The sequence below is a fragment of the Burkholderia cepacia genome (genome assembly GCF_001718835.1).
Lineage (GTDB): Bacteria > Pseudomonadota > Gammaproteobacteria > Burkholderiales > Burkholderiaceae > Burkholderia > Burkholderia cepacia_F.
Genome location: NZ_CP013443.1, coordinates 209,263 through 223,983 on the forward strand (window position 1 = coordinate 209,263; position 14,721 = coordinate 223,983).

Below are 14,721 nucleotides of genomic sequence, written 5' to 3' on the forward strand. Positions count from 1 at the left end.
TTTAATACCCTAAAGAAATATAAGCGCCCATTTGCGTGGTGAGATTGGATGAGCCGTTCCATGCAACAAACAGTGCCTTGGGGTTACTTGAAGCGCCGGCCATCAAACCATTAATGGCGGAGCTGCCAGTACTAGTAGCGCCCGCAATCGCGGAAATAGATAAGAGGCTATTTGGGAACGCAATTGGGTAATTGACCGTCACACTACCGCCAGCAGGAATATTTGGAACGGAGCCCCACTGGATAATCAACCCGCTCGGCAGCTTCTGATAACCGCTTGACGTAAGCGAATTGGCGAACGGTTGCCCGACGCGCTGCGTATAGGTTCCGAACGCCTGCCAGTACGTGCCGCTCCATACCAGCACTACGAACTCGCCAGTGGCGAGCATGATCGACGAAGCAAGACCAATCGTGGTATCGATGATTGCGTTCGCTTTGTTAGTGCCGATCGTCAAACTGTATTGGGCTCCACGTTGGAACGCAATCGCGGCACCCGGCGGCAACCCCACTTCGCTCGGCAGTGTGGCCGTCTGGTTTGTAGGACCGTTGAAGTAGTGAAAGCCGCCGACGTCATCGTTTGTCAATGTCACGGCCGCTGCAATGATGCCGGAACCTGTACCGCTACTGGCATTGAAGTTCCCCAACGCGCGCTGCACGAATGCCGTCGTGGCGATCTTCGACGTGTTGTCGAACTGCTGCGGCACGGGCGCCTGCGGGCTACCCGTGAATGCCGGCGACGCAAGCGGCGCTTTCATCTCAAGACCACCCGCTTGCGCGTCCTGCACATCCTTCAAATACCGCGTCCGATTCGCCAACTGCCGCAACGGCACGTTATCGATCCCATCCGGCCCGCCTTCAACCGGATCCGACGTTTCGAACTGGCGGATGCCGGGTGTCCAGGTCGAGCTTTCAACCAGGTCAGTCATGACTTGATACTCCCTCTGTTGTACTGGCCGTCGCGATGCGCGAAGCCGTTGTAGCGAATCGGTGCCTCGCGGTAGTCGAGCGACGCCAGCATCGAGCGTCGCGGCGCATAGCGCTCCAGCACCGCCTTCAGGTTGTCCGCCTGGTCGCGCGTGATCGGCCGCGACAGCTTGACGATGTATTCCGCCCACGCCGTCTCCCGGCCGTGCACGTAGTCGCCGTTGTAGATGGCCGACCCGTCGCGCCGGCGCACGCGCCGGCCCTCGACGATCGTCACCTCGCCGAAGCCGAGCCGGCGGATCACTTCACGCACCGCCCACGGCGTGCCGCGCTTCTGATGCAGCTGGATCGCACCGCGGACGAGCGCGCGGCGCGCATCGTCGGACTCGGCGAGCTCCCACCCGTCGACCGACACTTCGGCGGCGAGATACGGCAACAGGGCCGCGTCGCAGCGATCCGGGTCCCAGTAATCGCGGATCGGGACCGGCAGGCCCTCGGCGGCGGCCAGCGCGTTCGCGGCGCGCCGCTCGAGCGGCGTCGCGTTCGGCGGCAGCAGCTCACTCATAGATACCGCCGTATTCGATGACGACGTCGACGCAGCAGGACGCCTGCGTCGGGCCGATCGCGAGGTCGCCGGCCGGCTCGATCAGCTCGGTCTTCGACAGCCCTGCGGCCTGGCAGACGCCCTTGATCGCCGATTCCGCGACACCGACGCCGAGACGGCGCACCTTGTCGGCATACGCGCGGGCGTTCTTCGTCGCCTGCGCGATCAGCACGTCGGCGCCGACCGGCGAGCGCGTATAGCCCTTCGCGCGGATCCGGTAGCGGACGATCTCGGCCGGGCGCGCGAGCACGGTGTCGTTCAGTGGCCGTTGATCCTCGGCCGACAGCGCGGACTCGACCGCGCGACAGAGCGCATCGTCCACCGTGCCGTCGCCGTCGCGCGACAGCAGCGTGACGAGCACGTCGCCCGGCCGCGGGCGCGTGGCCTTCGCATCGAGCAGGCGGCCGTCGACGGCAAGCGCCTTCGATTCGTACGCGGCAGCCGGGCCGGCCACGCTGAAGCCCTGCGGCGCAAGCTGGATGCGACGGCGCAGCGACTCGTCGTCCTCGTAGACGGCCGGGACGTTGTCGGGAAGGTCGGCCGGCATGACGACGAGCCGCTCGATCCCGAACAGCGCGGCGCGCTGGTCGAGGTCGCTGCCCTTCGCGAAGGCGAGCATCACGGCCCGCACGGTGTCGTTGATGCGCTGGCGCAGCACGAGCTCGCGATAGCAGTTTTCCTGCAGCAGGCGCGCGAGCGGCTCGGATTCGAGCGCGATCGTCGCCGCGATTTCGGCCTGCTCGTCGGCGGGCCAGAGCGCGATCAGCGCGGTCTTCCGGCGTGCATACAGCGTTTCGAAATCGAGTGCCTCGAGCGCGTCGGGGGCGGGCAGGCTCGACAGATCGATGAGCGCGGCGGCCGTCATGCGGCACCTCGCTGCGGCAGCGCGACCCACGTCAGCGTATTCGCCGGGTCGACCTGCGTGTCGTCGACGTGCGTGACGACCTGCTTGCCGTCCGGCCCGGTCGTCACGACGACGCTTTCCGTCAGCGCGAGCTTGATCGACAGGTCGACCGCGGCCGGATCGCGCACGCTCATCTCGAAGGTGATGCCGTCGGCGCGCACGGCGGGGCTCGTCACGAGGTCCGGCTGGTTCGCGCGCACCCATTCGACCAGCGCGACGAACATGGGGTCCGCGTCGCCGGTGAAATTCGGCGCGAGCACGCGGGCCACGTACCGGTATTCGAACGACGGCGTCAGCGTGCCGGTCGCGGCGAGCGACCCTTGCTCGACGAGCACGGTCAGCTTGCCCGGGTCGGTCCCGAGCGCGGGAACCGCGGCGACGAGCGCGCGCCGCAGGCTGTCTGGCTTATTCATGCGGATGCTCCCCGTTATCGGCCGGCTGCGATTTGGCCTGGCACGTCGCGATCATGTCGACCTTGGCCGCGCACGTCGCCCATGCCGCCTTGACGGTCGTGAGCGCCGCGTCGAGCTCACCGTTGGTGCGCGGCGCGAGCGCCGGCAGCGTGCACGGGCTCACCGTCTGGCAGGGGGCCGACGTAATCGTCGGCGCCGGTGAGAGCGGGAGTGGCTTGCAGGCGGACAACGTCGTCAGGCAAACGAGTGTCAGCCCACGCGCGAAGCGCGGCGTTTTCATCGATCAATCTCCGGTTTTCAAGTCGAACGGCGTCGAGCTTCGACGCGATCGCGTTCTGCGTGCGGTCGAGCCGCGCCTGCTGTCTGGCGCGGCCGGCGGCGTCCTGCTGCAGGCGCCGGATCGCGCCGTCACGATCGGCGAGGCCCTGCCGCGCGTCGGCGAGTTGCAGCCGGGCAGTCGCCAGATCCGCATGCAGCTCGCGCACGTACAGCGCGGCGGCCACGCAGGCGGCAAGCACGAGCAGCCCCGCGGCGAGTTTCGCGGCGAGCTCGCTCATGCCGCCGCCGCGGCGTCGTCGGCATCCGCCGCAACGGGCGGCGACGCATACCGGTCGTAGGCGCGCGCGAGCTTGACGTCGTAGAGGTTCGCCGCGTAATCGGGCCCGTTGTAGCCGCGCGCGAACGCGGCCCAGTTGCGGGCGCGCAGCGCGGCGAGCAGCCCGGCGTCCGCGGCGACGAACCGCACGAACGCGTCGAGGTGTTCCGCCTCGCCGCTTTCCATGCGCGCGACGAAGTCGTCGATGCCCGCATAGCCGAGGCGTTGCCAGTGATAGCCCATCACCTGGAACGCGCCCCAGCTCGCGGACTCCCACGCGGCGCGGGCGTCGATCACTTCGGCCGCGGCGAGGCGCGTGTATTCGGCGGTGCCGCCGCGATAGCCGCCGCGCGTTTGCGACACGATGTCCGGCTGCTTTGCCGCGAACGGCGCCGGATCGATGCCGCGCGCCTGCAGCCGCTTCCAGAAAATGTGCCGCTCGAACAGGATGACCGGCCGGCCGTCGGGCAGGAAGCCGGCGCCGCGCGATTCGACTTCGTTAACCGCGCGCACGCAGGCAAGCGGCACGCCGAGCGTGCGCGCGGCGCGTTCGAGATCGGCCAGCGCCAGGTGCTGCGGATCGCGCTGGCCGGTGGCGAGCGCGGCGTACGTCTTGGGGCCGGCGATTCCGTCGTCGACGAGGCCGGTTTTCCGTTGCAGCGCGATGACGGCGGCTTCGGTGGCGGCGTCGTAGATATGCGTGACCTGCACCGCATAACCTGCGCGGATCAGGCGGCGTTGCAGCAGGCCCACGTCGTCGCCGTGGTCGCCGAGGCGGCGGGTTTTCATGATTCACTCTCTCCGCAGAAGGCGCGCGACGTTGCCGCGCGCGCCGTACACGAACATCGCCAGCAGGACCGCCGTGGCCGCTTCGAAGAAGCCGACGGATGCGGCATGCAGCAGCAGCTCGATCGATGCGCCGCCCGTCACCACGACGAGGGCCCACGCGACCCACGACACGTGGCGCCGGTGCCGCGCGCCGTTGCGCCGGTAGGCGAGCACGCGCACGAGCGCGGCGAGGTGCGCGGCGAGGGCGATCAGCGCGAGCGGGACGTGCATGTCATCCCCCTTTGCGGAACAGCGAGAGCAGGTCGAGGGTCTTGACCCGCTCGATGAGCTGCAGCGTGACGGCGATCACGAGCGCGGCCGCGAAGAACGCGGCGACGCCCGTCGAATGGATCGGCGTGGCGCTGACGATTTCCGGCGCGGCGAGATAGCCCATCACGAGCGAGATCAGCAGGTAGGCCGCGCGCCGCGCGACGCCGATCTCCTTCGACGTGACGACGACGAGCGCCGCGCCCGTGAACGCGCCGATCAGCGCGTTGCCGTCGATGCCGGGCGCGAGGCCGGCGAGCCCGATCGCGGTCGACAGCCCCGCGGCGGTGGTGGTATTCGGTTCGGCCATGGCGGCGTTCCAGGGTCAGTCAAACAGTTGCAGCAGCGGCTTCGTGCTCGACACGGTGTCGAGCGGCGGCAGGTAGACGGGCGTGCCGGCGGGCAGCACGACGCCGAGATCGGCGAGGCCGGTGTTGGCCTCGAGCACGGTTTCGACGGTGCCGTCGGTGCGGCCGTAGTGCCGCCAGCACAGTGCGTCGACCGTGTCGCCTTGCAGCGTGCGCACGATCATGGCTGGCCTCCTCGATGACGGACGGCGCGAGCGTCGCGGGCCGCGGGTGCCGACGCGACGCGGAAGAATGTCGATGTCGAGTTGCTTGGCATGGCGAGGTGTCGAACCGTGAGTCAGTGAAGAGGGTTCTCATGTTCGAACTTCGCGCGGCGGGGCTCAACGAGCGGCGTGCGTCGTCCGCCCGGGCACGCAGCGCGGCGCGTGCCCGGGCGGGCGGGGCGTCTTACGCTTCAGGAACGGGCGCGGCAAGGGCCGCCGGCGGTGCAGGGCCGTGCAGCCGGATTGCAGCTTGGATGAACTGGCGAGGCCTTGATTGACCTTGTGCAGCCTTGGTTTTGCGGTGGGCGAGGGGCGCAGGGCCTTGATGGGCAAGGCAGGGCGATGCGTAGGTAAAACTCCGAAGGCAGGGGTTGGCGCGCGGCTTACCCCTGCTGCGCCAGCCGCTCGAGGAGCGCATCGATCTCCGTATCCGCGAACACCTCGATGCCGTGCTGCCGCAGCAGCGCGGCGGTGACGCCCGCGCCGGCATGTCGGTCGCCCGCAAAGCTGCCGTCGTAGATGAAGCGACTGCCGCATGACGGGCTGCCGTCGGCCAGCAGCGCGAAACCGCAGTCATGCGCGCGCGCCAGCGCCAGCGCCGCCTGCGCGCCGGCGATGAAAGGCGCCGTGACGTCCGCGCCGGTCGCGTCGACGATACGGGCGACGCCCGCCAGCACCCGCTGCCCGGATTGCCCGTCGGCAATTTCGGCCGGCGGCCGCGGCACGCCGAATCCCGCCGACAGCTCGGGACAGATCGGCACGAGACGTCCTTCGCGCCGCCATTGGTCCAGCGCCTGATGCGCGGCCGTCTTGGCGGAGCCGTTGTAGCGGACCGGTTGGCCGAGCACGCACATGCTGACCAGGATGTTCTGCTTCGTCGGCAATGTCGTCTCCTCGCGCGGGATGGTGGAAGGGCCTGAAATTCTACGGCACGCGTGCCGACGCGCCGCGCGCCGCGCGCCGCGCCGTCATGCGAGAATCCCCCGCAACGACAACTCCAAGCGTCGATCGCGGCGGCCGTCCGCGCATCGCGCCGACTCCCGATGGCTCCATTCCCGACTCCCGTCGCCGCCGCCGCAACCGATGCGGATGCGCTGACCGATCCGCAACGCGCGCTGCTCGCGCGCCTGCAGGCCTATACGCCCGACGCGCCCGATGCACCGCTGCCGTACAGCCGCCGCCTCGCCGAAGCGGAGCACTGGCCATACGCGCACGCGCTGGCCGTGATCGACGAATACAAGCGCTTCGCGTTTCTCGCGCAGGCGGCCGGACACCCGGTCACGCCGTCGGTCGCGGTCGATGCCGCGTGGCATTTCCACCTGCAATACACGCTCGAATACTGGGACGTCTTCTGCGCCGGCGTGTTGCGCGCGCGGCTGCATCACATGCCCGGCACGGGCGCGCCGGACGAGGCCGCGAAGTACGAACAGCAATACCGGCAGACGCTGGACAGCTATCGCCGGCTGTTCGGCTGCGAGCCGCCCGCGGCGATCTGGCCGCGCCCCGCGGCCGAGCCCGCCGACGCTCCCGCGCAGCGCGCCGAACCGCGCGTCGGCCTGTCGGGCGAGCGCGCCGCGCCGTCGCGTGCCGCGCGCGCCCGAGGCTGGCGGCGCGTCGCGAAGTTCGCATGGCCGGCGGCGGCGATCAGCGTCGCGGCGACCTGCGCGTCCGCGAGCGACTTCAATGTGCTGGACCTCCCGGGACCGGAGTTTCTCGCGTTCTACGTGCCGGCCTGCATCATTGCGCTGCTGCTGATCGTCGGCCTGCAGTGGATCGAGTACCGATACCGCGCGTGGGGAACGCGCGCCCGCGAATCGTCGCCCGACCTGAGCGCGGAGGAGGCGGCCTATCTCGCGGGCGGCGGCTCGCGGATGGCGCAGGTCGCGACGCTGTCGCTCGTGCATGGCGGCGCGGTCGAACTGGTGCACCAGGCCAACGGCTGGCGGGTGCGGATCGGCGATCCGCAGCACGCGGGCGCCTATGGCGCCGACTGGGAATGGCTGAGGAAGCAGCTCGGCGGCGAGACGAGCTGCCACGCGTTTCGTCAGCATCTCGCATGGCGCGAAGGCCACTGTGAGGTTGCATTGCGCCGGAAAGGCTGGCTCTGGGCGCCGGGCGAGATGCGCGCGGCGTGGATGGCCGCGCGCGCGATCGTGCTGCTCGTGCTCGGCGTGGGGGCGGTGAAACTCGCGATCGGCCTGAGCCGCGGCCGGCCGGTGCTGCTGCTGATGATCTTCATGGCGGCGTTCATGGCGGCGTACCACTTCGTGGTCGGACGCCTGCCCGGCATCGGGCGCGGCGGCGTGACGCACGGCGGCCAGGCGGCGCTCGACGCGCACCGGAACGAACGCCAGGGCGACCGCGCGACCCCGGACGGGCTGCTGTGGACGGCCGCCTTGTTCGGCGCCGGCGCGCTCGCCGGCACCGTGTGGGCCGAGCATATGGGCGCGCTGATGGCGCCGCCGCCCGTCGTCGCCGCGAAAACCGGCGGGTCGAGCGGTTCGTCCGACTCGGATGCCGGGGACAGCAGCAGTTCGAGTTCCTGCGGAGCGTCGAGCGCGTGCAGTTCGTCGAGTTCTTGCAGCTCGAGCAGTTGCGGCGGCTGTTCGAGCAGCTGAACGCGTTGCGAGTGCGGCCGGCCGCGCTCGGTTTTTTTAATTTGAGATAAAAGCGGCGGCCGATGACGCCATGCGATGCCACGATGAAATCGATCGAATGCCGCTTCTCAGTTAATAAATTGACGTCACATCCGCACTGAAAAATCGCCTCGACAGATCATATTGAGATAATAAAAAATAATTCCACGTGACGCGCAAATAAATGGATTAAAGAAATTCGAAAGACCTCCGTAAACGACGAATGCATAAGGGGAAATTCAACTTTGCATTGATTCGTACTTTTACGATGAGGCTTGAAATGAAGCACTTTGCGCACAGCATCAAATTCAAGGTCGTTCTCGCGTTCGCTGCCTGCGTCGCCCTGATGGCGGCGATCGGCGTATTCGGAATCAACGGCCTTGCCCGCCTCAATTCGAATGTCGCCAATGCGTATGCCGGCAATACGGTGCCGATCAGCGAACTGTCCGAAATCCGCGCCGCCGAATTCGGCATCCTGCTGAAATTGCGCCAGATGCAGCTCGATCGCGACCCGGCGCGGACCCGGGCCGGTATCGCGACGGTGCGCGCCGAGCAGGCGCGGCTCGACGCAACGTGGGCCCGCTATTTCCCGGACGCGGTCACGAGCGATGGCGAGCGCCGGATCGCCGAGCGAATGCGGGACTTGCTGCCCGGCTTCCGGGCCGGGACGGACGACGCGCTCGCGATGCTGGAAAGCGGCAGCGACGCGCCCGGCGCGGCGTTCGACCGGCTGGCGCCGACCGCCGACGCGCTGCGGCGCGCGATCGACGACAACATCGCGCTGAACATCGTCCAGGCGAAAACGTTCGCGGAGGACAGCGCGGCGACGTTCGCGCGGATCTTCTATGCCGCGATCGCGCTCGTCGGCGTCGGCGTGCTGGTCGCGGTCGGCGTATCGGCCTACCTGCTGCGGCAGATCACGCGGCCGCTCGATCGCGCGGTGCGGGTCGCCGGCGAGATCGCGGCCGGCCGGCTCGAGAACGGGATCGTCATCGATTCGCGCGACGAATTCGGCCGTCTGCTCGACGCGCTGGCCGTGATGGACCGGCAGCTCGGCGATACGGTGCGGGGCATCAAGCGCAATGCGGAATCGGTGACGATCGCCGCGCACCAGATCGCGAGCGGCAACGTCGACTTGTCGGCGCGCACCGAGCAGCAGGCCGTGTCGCTCCAGCAGGCCGCGGCGAGCATGACCGAGCTCGCGGAAACGGTGAAGCACAACGCGGACAACGCGCAGCAGGCGAACACGCTGGCGACGCGCGCGTCGGGCATCGCCGACGCCGGCAACGACGCGGTGCTCGGCATGGTGGGCACGATCGAGGAGATCAGCGCCAGTTCGAGCCGGATTTCCGACATCACGGGCGTGATCGAGTCGATCGCGTTCCAGACGAACATTCTCGCGCTGAATGCGGCCGTCGAGGCGGCGCGCGCGGGCGAGCAGGGGCGCGGCTTCGCGGTCGTCGCGACCGAGGTGCGCGGGCTCGCGCAGCGCTCGGCCGCGGCCGCGAAGGAGATCAAGGAGCTGATCGCGTCGTCGGTCGCGATGATCCACGACGGCGCGAAACAGGCGACCGACGTCGGCGCGACGATGGGGCAGGTGAAGGTGGCGATCAAGCAGGTGTCCGACATCGTCGCCGAAATCGCCGCCGCATCGCAGGAGCAGAGCCGCGGCATCGAGCAGGTCAATCAGGCGGTCGTGCAGATGGACGACGTCACGCAGCAGAATGCGGCGCTCGTCGAGCAGGCGGCCGCCGCGGCGCGCTCGCTCGAGGATCAGGCGGACAGCCTGAAGGATGCGATGGCCGTTTTCAGCGTCGCGGATGCGCGTGCCCCGGCGCACGCCCCGGCACGTGCGCCGGCCGTCGCCGCGATCGCGCGCGTGGCGCCCAGGCCGCCGAAGCTGATGACGGCGGTCTCGACGCCCGACGGCGCGGCATGGGAGACGTTCTGACGCCGCCCGCGCCGCAGCACGCGCGGCCCGGATGCGGCCGCGCGAAGCCGGCCGGCGCGTGGGGTGCGGATTCCGTGCCGCCGCGCGCGCAAGCCGCCCGAAGCCGCGCGCGATCCGGCGCGCCTCTTTCGAACGCCGTTCGCCATGACGGGGACGGCTGCCTGCCTGATGAACCTCTTCTCGTGCCTGACCAACGCCGATCTCACCGTGGAGACGCTCGCCGACGCGTGCCTGCGCTTCGACGCGGCCGACCGGGATCAGCGACTGGTCGTGCAAGCGCTGGCGATGCCGATGCTTGCGCGACGCCTGACGTGGCTGCGGCTCGTGCTGCGGGCGAGCCCGGACAGCGCGGCGACGCGCTCGACGATCGAGTGGATCGAGCGCGCGCTTGCGAGCGCGCGTGCGCGGCTCGGCCTCGACGGCGAATGCGGGACCGCGGCCACGGCGTAGCGCCGTGAGCCGGGTACGCTAGGCCGTCACCGCATCCGCCGGCGCGTGCGCCGCCTCCCCGCCACCCGCCTCGACGATCAGCGTCCAGTCGAACGCCGGCAGCGCGCAGAGCTGCTCGACGGTGGCCGTGTAGTCGTGCGCGGCCGCGTGCAGGTAGCGCACCTTGTCGGTCCACTCGGGCAGCGGCGCCTGCGACGTGGTCAGCACGACCGCCAGCAGGTCCTGTTCCGGCCGCGCCGCGACGGCCTGCAGGCTCTGCCGGACCTTGTCGAGGTCGCCTTCGGCGTCGAGGATCAGCGCGCCCGGAATCGGCGCATCCTGCCGGGCGGGCGGGCTGGCGACGGCGCCCTTGTCGACGCATTGCCGATACACCTGCCCATGGCGCGGCAGCGCCTGCTGCAGCGCGTGATGCTTGCGGACCTTCGCCTGCGCGGTGCGCGCGAGCCCGCGGCGCAGCGCCGGGTTCGCGATCAGCCGGTCGAGCGCGTCGATCCAGGCCTCGCGCGCATCGGCTACCAGCAGGCCGTCGCAGCCGTCGTTCAGCGCGAAGCGATAGGCGGGCCGGTCGCTGACGATCGCGGCGATGCCCGCCGCCGCGTATTCCTGCCAGCGGATCGTGCTCTTGCCGGCGTGGTAGTCATCGTCGGCGAGCGGCAGCAGCGCGATGTCCCAGCGCTGTTCCTTCAGGCGTTGCGCGTACGCGTCGTAGTCGTTGAGCGCGGGCTCGAACGTGGCCGCCGGGTGCGCGGCCCAGCCGGCGGGCGCGCCGGGGCCGGCGAAGCACACCTTGACCTTGCCGGGATGGCGCGCGCAGATCGCCTGCAGCGCCGCGTCGACGAGCGCGAAGTTGTCGGCGCGCAGCGCCGCGCCGGCGATGCCGATCGTCACGCAGTCGTCGCTGCGTGTCGCCATGGGGCGGTAGAAGCGGACGAAGTCCACGCTGTCGGGCAGCACGTGGACGCGGGGGTTCTCCATCCGGTAGCGGCTCGCGGCGAACGGCGTCGACACGATCACGGCAGCCGCGTTGCGCAGCGTGAACTCGATCCCCGCGCGGGCCGTCGCGCCTTGCGCGGCGAGCGGATGCGCGGCCGGCAGGTCGGTCAGCAGGTCGTCGGTGTCGTAGATCACCGGCTTCTTGAGGCTGAAGATGGCCCGCAGGCCTTCGTCCGTCAGCACGCCGGGCGTCATCCGCTGCAGCAGGATGGCGTCGGCGTCAGCCAGCACGCTGCTGTCGATCCGGCCGTCGCGAATGCCCCAGACGAGCTCCCACTCGTCGCGCAGCCGGTCGAACGGCTGCACGAGGCGAATTCGCGCCGACGCGCCTTCGGGCGGCTCGACCGAGTACACGACGAGCCGCTTGCGGCGCGGCGCGGCGTCCGCGCTCGCGGCGACGGGCGCCGGCGTCCGGTTCTGCTCCAGCAGCCGCGCATACAGCGCGCCGTGGCGCGCGGCGTTGCGGCCGACGTCGTGTCGCGCGCGGATCGCATCCTGCGCGGCTGCGGCGAGTTGCGCGCGCGCCTGCGGATGCTCGATCAGGTGCGCGATCGCGTCGACCCACGCATCGGCGGCGTCGGCGACGAGCCAGCCGGTGCGGCCGTGGACGATCGCGCTGCCTTCAGCGGGCGCGGCGATGAGCGCCGTGGCGGGCGCGGCGACGAGCACCGTGGCCGCGCCGGCCGCCGAGTATTCGAGCCATTCGCGCGGCGGATCGTCGTCGCGCAGCGCGAGCGGCGCCGCGACCAGCGCGAGGTCGAGCTCGGCGCGCTTCAACTGGTCCGCATACGCGTCATAGGGCGCGGGCGACGCGATCAGCGTGACGTCCGGATCGCCGTCCCAGCCGGCCGGCAGCGCCGGCCCGACGAACGACACGCGGAGCTTGCCCGGATACCGGCGGCGCAGTTCGGCCAGCGCCAGCCGGGCCTGTTCGAGACGGGGAGCGTCGAGCCCGGCGCCGGACACCGCGAGGCTCACGTGGTCGCGAACGCCGGGCGCCGCGCGGTACAGCCGCTCGACGTCGATGTCGGTCGGCAGCACATGGACCGACGCGTTGACCTGCCGGTACTGCCGGGCCAGATCCGCCGACGGCACGACGAGCGCGTGCGCGCGCTGCGCGGCGTAGCGGATGTTCGTGTTGCGGCGCGCGTTGTCGGCGGCCCCGGGCGCGCCGGCGAGCAGCGCGTCGAGCGGTGCGTCGATCTCGTAGACGACCGGCTTGCCGAGCGCGAACAGCTGTTCCAGCGCAGCCGGGGACAGCAGGCCCGGCGTGTCACCCTGCAGCACGATCAGGTCGGCGCGCTGCAGCGCGTGCGCATCGAGGCCGGCTTGCGTGACGGGAAAGCTCAGCTCCCATTCGCGTTCCAACCTGGCGAACGGCTGCACGAAGCGCACGCTGGCGCGCGCGTGCGCGGCCGGCTCGGCGGTCACGACCGCGATGCGCTTGCGCGGCGCGGCCGCCTCGCGGCCGGCGGCGCCGGCCGCAACGGCCTGCGCGTCCAGTTCGTCCGCGCGGGCCTGGGTCTTGTCGACGAACGTCTGCAATTGCCGCCAGAACGTTTCCTCTTCCTGCAGGTACGCGTCGCGCGCTTCGTGAACCGTGGCCTTCGCGCGGGCGATTTCCTCTTCGTCGAGCCCCCACGCGATGCCCTTGCCGTCCATCACCCAGCGCTCGGCCTTCGGCATCGACGCGTCGTTCAGGATGCAGACGACCGGGCAGCCGCACAGCAGCGCCTCGAACGCGGCGGTCGACCACTCGTACATGTACACGCATTCGACCTGGCGAAACAGCGCCGCGAGCTCGTGCGCCGAGCGTTCCGGCACGCGGTTCGAGATCTCGATCGAATCGGCGGTGACCGGGTGCAGGCTGCCGCCGCGCACCAGGTGCCGGTTGATGAAGACGGCCGTGCCGCTGCGGCGCGCGTCGTCGACGCCGTTGCTGTTGAAGATGCGCGTGTCGACCAGCGGCATGCGCAGCAGGTCCGCCTGCCATCCCGCGGGCACCAGCGTCGGCCCGAACGTGAACACGAGGTCGCTCGGCTGCAGCTCGATCGCGTTGCCCTCGATGCGGCCGGGCTCGGCAAGCAGATAGCGCGCGACGCAGCGCGTGCCGAACGGGTTGCCGGACACGATTTCCGGATAGACGGCGATCGGGCTGCGATGCGCGTCGGCGTGCGCCTGCGCGACGTCGTTGGTCAGATGCGGCGTGCGCAGGTCCGGATGCGCGCCATCCGTGTTGACGTACGCTTCGTGGCCGAGCAGGTTCAGCACGTGGCACAGGTAGTGCATCGCGCGGACGCCGCCGGACGTCTGCCGGAATTTCGGCGCGCAGACGTAGTACGGGTGGTCGAGCCGCGCAAAGATGCGCGACCCGCGGTGCGTCGGGCCGGAAGTCGGAATCGTCATCGTTATCGGGTGCGGTAGAAATCGAAGACCACGTCGAGGATGCGGTCCTGTTCGGCTTCGGTCATGTCGTGGTACAGCGGCAGCCGCACGAGCCGGTCGGCGACGAGGTCCGTCACCGGCAGCGCGGACCCGCGGCGCCCGTAGCGCTGGCCGGCCGGCGAGCTGTGCAGCGGCACGTAATGGAACACGGCGTTCACGCCCAGCGCGCGGATCTGCTGCAGCAGCTCGGTGCGCTCGGCGAGGTTGCGCGCGAGGAAATAGAACATGTGGCCGTTGCCGCGCTCGGCGAGCGAAATCGCGGGCAGCTCGATCAGCCCGTCCGCGTGCAGCGGCTGCAGCGCGTCCTGGTAGCGCTGCACGGTCGCGCGCCGCTGCGCGGTGATCACGTCCGCGTGCTCGAACTGCGCGTACAGGAACGCCGCGATCAGCTCGCCCGGCAGGAACGACGAGCCGACGTCGACCCACGTGTACTTGTCGACCTGCCCGCGGAAGTACTGGCTGCGGTTGGTGCCTTTCTCGCGAATGATCTCCGCGCGCTCGACGAGGCGCGGGTCGTTGACCAGCAGCGCGCCGCCCTCGCCGGAAATCACGTTCTTGGTTTCGTGGAAGCTGAGGCACGCGAGGTGGCCGAGGCTGCCGAGCGGCTTGCCGTTCCACGTCGACTGGAGCGCCTGCGCGGCGTCCTCGATCACCCACAGCCCGTGGTCCGCCGCGAGCTGCCCGATCACGTCCATGTCGCACGCGACGCCCGCATAGTGCACCGGCACGATCGCGCGGGTGCGCTCGGTGATCGCGGCGGCAATCAGCGTTTCGTCGAGGTTCAGCGTGTCGCGGCGGATGTCGACGAACACCGGCGTCGCGCCGCGCAGCACGAACGCGTTGGCGGTCGACACGAACGTGTAGGACGGCATGATCACTTCGTCGCCGGGCTGCACGTCGGCGAGGATCGCGGCCATTTCCAGCGCGGCCGTGCACGAATGCGTGAGCAGCGCGCGCCGGCAGCCGATGCGCGCTTCCAGCCAGCGGTGGCAGAGCTTCGTGAACGCCTGGTCGCCGGCGAGGCCGCCCTGCTCGACCGCTTTCGCGATGTAGTAGAGCTCCTTGCCGACCACGAACGGGCGGCCGAACGGAATGCTGTCGAGATTGGGTGGGCCGAACATGGTCAGGCTCCGCGGTAAGG

At 69.8% G+C, this 14,721-nt stretch carries 16 protein-coding genes; 3 read left to right on the forward strand and 13 right to left on the reverse strand.

Features of this window, described 5'->3' with window-relative positions; genetic code table 11:
- Window position 1 precedes the first annotated feature (1 nt).
- The 11 genes from WT26_RS04215 to WT26_RS04265 all read right to left on the reverse strand — a co-directional run bounded on the left by WT26_RS04215 (window position 2) and on the right by WT26_RS04265 (window position 5,959).
- Complete coding sequence (locus WT26_RS04215; RefSeq protein WP_069269781.1) at window positions 2-925, reverse strand: gp53-like domain-containing protein; 924 nt, start codon at window positions 923-925, stop codon at window positions 2-4.
- Window positions 922-1,488 (reverse strand): phage tail protein I, encoded by a 567-nt coding sequence (locus tag WT26_RS04220; RefSeq protein ID WP_059717646.1) that lies wholly within the window; start codon window positions 1,486-1,488, stop codon window positions 922-924. The genes WT26_RS04215 and WT26_RS04220 overlap by 4 nt, the downstream gene beginning before the upstream one ends.
- Window positions 1,481-2,392, reverse strand: coding sequence for a baseplate J/gp47 family protein (locus WT26_RS04225; RefSeq protein WP_069269782.1), 912 nt, complete (start codon window positions 2,390-2,392; stop codon window positions 1,481-1,483). The genes WT26_RS04220 and WT26_RS04225 overlap by 8 nt, the downstream gene beginning before the upstream one ends.
- A complete protein-coding gene (locus WT26_RS04230) occupies window positions 2,389-2,844 on the reverse strand; it encodes a phage tail protein (protein WP_069269783.1) in 456 nt (151 codons plus the stop codon). The genes WT26_RS04225 and WT26_RS04230 overlap by 4 nt, the downstream gene beginning before the upstream one ends.
- Window positions 2,837-3,073 (reverse strand): Rz1-like lysis system protein LysC, encoded by a 237-nt coding sequence (lysC, locus tag WT26_RS38330; protein WP_230461592.1) that lies wholly within the window; start codon window positions 3,071-3,073, stop codon window positions 2,837-2,839. Before lysC ends, WT26_RS04230 begins: the two co-directional genes overlap by 8 nt.
- Window positions 2,961-3,401 (reverse strand): Rz-like lysis system protein LysB, encoded by a 441-nt coding sequence (gene lysB / locus WT26_RS35215; protein WP_060265275.1) that lies wholly within the window; start codon window positions 3,399-3,401, stop codon window positions 2,961-2,963. Before lysB ends, lysC begins: the two co-directional genes overlap by 113 nt.
- Window positions 3,398-4,228, reverse strand: coding sequence for an N-acetylmuramidase domain-containing protein (locus WT26_RS04245; protein WP_059955887.1), 831 nt, complete (start codon window positions 4,226-4,228; stop codon window positions 3,398-3,400). The genes lysB and WT26_RS04245 overlap by 4 nt, the downstream gene beginning before the upstream one ends.
- Window positions 4,229-4,231: 3 nt before the next feature.
- Window positions 4,232-4,498, reverse strand: coding sequence for a phage holin family protein (locus WT26_RS04250; protein WP_045566864.1), 267 nt, complete (start codon window positions 4,496-4,498; stop codon window positions 4,232-4,234).
- A gap of 1 nt (window position 4,499) precedes the next feature.
- Window positions 4,500-4,844, reverse strand: coding sequence for a putative holin (locus tag WT26_RS04255; protein WP_010095861.1), 345 nt, complete (start codon window positions 4,842-4,844; stop codon window positions 4,500-4,502).
- Window positions 4,845-4,859: 15 nt separating this feature from the next.
- Window positions 4,860-5,066 carry a tail protein X gene (locus WT26_RS04260; RefSeq protein ID WP_042586759.1) on the reverse strand — a complete coding sequence of 69 codons (207 nt, stop codon included), beginning with the start codon at window positions 5,064-5,066 and terminating at the stop codon, window positions 4,860-4,862.
- Window positions 5,067-5,488: 422 nt separating this feature from the next.
- Window positions 5,489-5,959 (reverse strand): DUF523 domain-containing protein, encoded by a 471-nt coding sequence (locus WT26_RS04265; protein ID WP_069270644.1) that lies wholly within the window; start codon window positions 5,957-5,959, stop codon window positions 5,489-5,491.
- 189 nt (window positions 5,960-6,148) lie between these two features.
- On the opposite strand from WT26_RS04265, the gene WT26_RS04270 reads away from it, so the two are divergent.
- From WT26_RS04270 to WT26_RS04280, 3 genes are all read left to right on the forward strand, one after another.
- Window positions 6,149-7,723 carry a TIGR04222 domain-containing membrane protein gene (locus WT26_RS04270; protein WP_069272249.1) on the forward strand — a complete coding sequence of 525 codons (1,575 nt, stop codon included), beginning with the start codon at window positions 6,149-6,151 and terminating at the stop codon, window positions 7,721-7,723.
- A gap of 298 nt (window positions 7,724-8,021) precedes the next feature.
- Entirely contained in the window at window positions 8,022-9,692 is a 1,671-nt protein-coding gene (locus WT26_RS04275) for a methyl-accepting chemotaxis protein (RefSeq protein WP_069272250.1), read from the forward strand.
- Between the two features lie 144 nt (window positions 9,693-9,836).
- Window positions 9,837-10,142 carry a hypothetical protein gene (locus tag WT26_RS04280; RefSeq protein WP_230461593.1) on the forward strand — a complete coding sequence of 102 codons (306 nt, stop codon included), beginning with the start codon at window positions 9,837-9,839 and terminating at the stop codon, window positions 10,140-10,142.
- An 18-nt stretch (window positions 10,143-10,160) separates the two neighbouring features.
- Here the strand turns inward: WT26_RS04280 and WT26_RS04285 are convergent, their stop codons facing one another.
- Window positions 10,161-13,541 (reverse strand): glycosyltransferase family protein, encoded by a 3,381-nt coding sequence (locus WT26_RS04285; protein ID WP_069269786.1) that lies wholly within the window; start codon window positions 13,539-13,541, stop codon window positions 10,161-10,163.
- 2 nt (window positions 13,542-13,543) lie between these two features.
- Window positions 13,544-14,701: a dTDP-4-amino-4,6-dideoxygalactose transaminase gene (gene rffA, locus WT26_RS04290; protein ID WP_059705448.1), complete on the reverse strand. Its 1,158-nt coding sequence runs from the start codon at window positions 14,699-14,701 to the stop codon at window positions 13,544-13,546.
- Between the last annotated feature and the right edge of the window lie 20 nt (window positions 14,702-14,721).